Annotated in this window: 2 protein-coding genes; both read left to right on the top strand. The window is 26.1% G+C overall.

The genetic code is table 11. The features are described from left to right. Positions 1–799, top strand: a 799-nt coding sequence (locus KJQ97_RS09135; RefSeq protein WP_214120652.1) for a BspA family leucine-rich repeat surface protein, incomplete at its 5' end; no start/stop codon positions are given. Positions 800–1,001: 202 nt separating this feature from the next. Next, the coding region (locus KJQ97_RS09130) for a BspA family leucine-rich repeat surface protein (RefSeq protein ID WP_214120651.1) at positions 1,002–2,212 on the top strand (1,211 nt) is incomplete at its 3' end.

The following is a 2,212-nucleotide window of genomic DNA, read 5'->3' as shown; positions in this document are numbered from 1 at the left end:
TCAAGCTTTGAGCTTTGATACATCAAAAGTAACTAATATGCGTGGTATGTTTAGCCGTTGTTCTAATTTCAATCAACCTTTAAACTTTGACACAAAAAATGTAGTAAATATGAGCGATATGTTTTATGATTGTGAAAATTTTAATCAAGCTTTAAGTTTTGATACAAGAAATGTAACTGATATGGGTGGGATGTTTGGTAGTTGTAAAAAATTCAATCAGCCTTTAAATTTCAATACTTCAAGAGTAAGTAATATGAGTTTTATGTTTAATAGTTGCTTTAATTTTAATCAGCCTTTAAACTTTGATACAAGCAATGTAACTCATATGAGTAATATGTTTTCTAGGTGCTGGAAATTAAATCAACCTTTAAACTTTGATACAAGCAATGTAACTAGTATGGGTGGTATGTTTTCAAATTGCGAAACTTTCAATCAATCACTAAATTTTAATACTAGTAATGTAACCAGTATGACGCTTATGTTTATGGGTTGTAAAAATTTCAATCAACCTTTAGATTTTGATACAAGCAATGTAACTAGTATGGATTCTATGTTTAGTGGGTGTAAAAGCTTTAACCAACCTTTAGATTTTGATACAAGTAATGTGCACGATATGGGAGGTATGTTTCATGATTGTAAAAACTTCAATCAGCCTTTAAATTTTGATACAAGCAATGTAACTGATATGAGTTATATGTTTAATAACTGCTCTAGCTTAACCTATAAACCTAATTTTGATATGAGTAAAGTAAAACGTAAAAAAGATATGTTTAAAGGTTGCGATAAACTAGAAAAATAAACTTAAATTTCGTTTGTTTAAGTATTTTCTAGTATTTCAAACAAACGAAATTCCTATTTTAAATTCCTTTTTTTAATTTTTATTATTTACTTAAATAATTCAAAAAAACTTTCATAAAAACACAAATATTTTTCTAAAGACATATCGTGTCTTTGCAGATTGCTATCATTAAGACAATTTATTTTATTATGAAAGGATTTTTATGAAAACATTAAAAAAGGCAAGTAAAAAAGACTTAGATATTATTTCTAAAATAGAATTTAAGGATAATAAATATCATCCTATGAGTAAAGAAGAATTACAAGTATTGATTAAGTATGAAGATATAGCACTAGATACTATAAATACAAGTGCTATTACTGATATGAGTGAATTGTTTAAGGGTGGTGCTAGAAAAGACTTTAGTGGTATAAATACTTGGGATACAAGCAATATAACTAATATGAGTTCTATGTTTTATGGTTGTAAAAAATTCAATCAGCCTTTAGATTTTGATACAAAAAATGTAGTAAATATGAGCGATATGTTTGAAGATTGTTTTAGCTTTAACCAGCCTTTAAACTTTGACACAAAAAATGTAGTAAATATGAGCGATATGTTTTATAATTGCAAAAAATTTAATAAACCTTTAAAATTTGATACAAAAAATGTAACTGATATGAGTGGTATGTTTTCTGTTTGTAAAAATTTCAATCAGCTTTTAGATTTTGATACAAAAAATGTAGTAAATATGAGTTATATGTTTAGTAATTGCAAAAAATTTAACAAACCTTTACAATTTGATACAAGAAATATAACAGATATGAGTCGTATGTTTGCTTTTTGTGAAAATTTCAATCAGCCTTTAGATTTTGACACAAATAATGTAGTAAATATGAGTGATATGTTTTGTGGTTGTGAAAAATTTAACAAACCTTTACAATTTGATACAAAAAATGTAACTGATATGGGTGGTATGTTTTATAATTGTTTTAATTTTAACCAAACTTTGAGCTTTGATACTTCAAAAGTAGTTAATATGAGCCATATGTTTTATAATTGCAAAAAATTTAACAAACCTTTACAATTTGATACAAAAAATGTAACTGATATGAGCCATATGTTTTATAATTGTTTTAATTTTAACCAAACTTTGAGCTTTGATACTTCAAATGTAACTGATATGAATAATATGTTTTGGTGGTGCGAAAGCTTCAATCAAGCTTTAAACTTTAATACAAGAAATGTAACTGATATGGGTGGGATGTTTGGTAGTTGTTTTAATTTCAATCAACCTTTAAACTTTAATACAAGTAATGTGCACGATATGGGAGGTATGTTTCATGATTGTAAAAACTTCAATCAGCCTTTAAATTTTGATACAAGCAATGTAACTGATATGAGCTATATGTTTTATGGTTGTGATAATTTCAA

Source organism: Campylobacter sp. 2018MI01 (assembly GCF_018501205.1).
Classification (GTDB): domain Bacteria; phylum Campylobacterota; class Campylobacteria; order Campylobacterales; family Campylobacteraceae; genus Campylobacter_E.
Note: the sequence above shows the minus strand (reverse complement) of the source record. Positions and strands in the feature narration are given on the sequence as shown.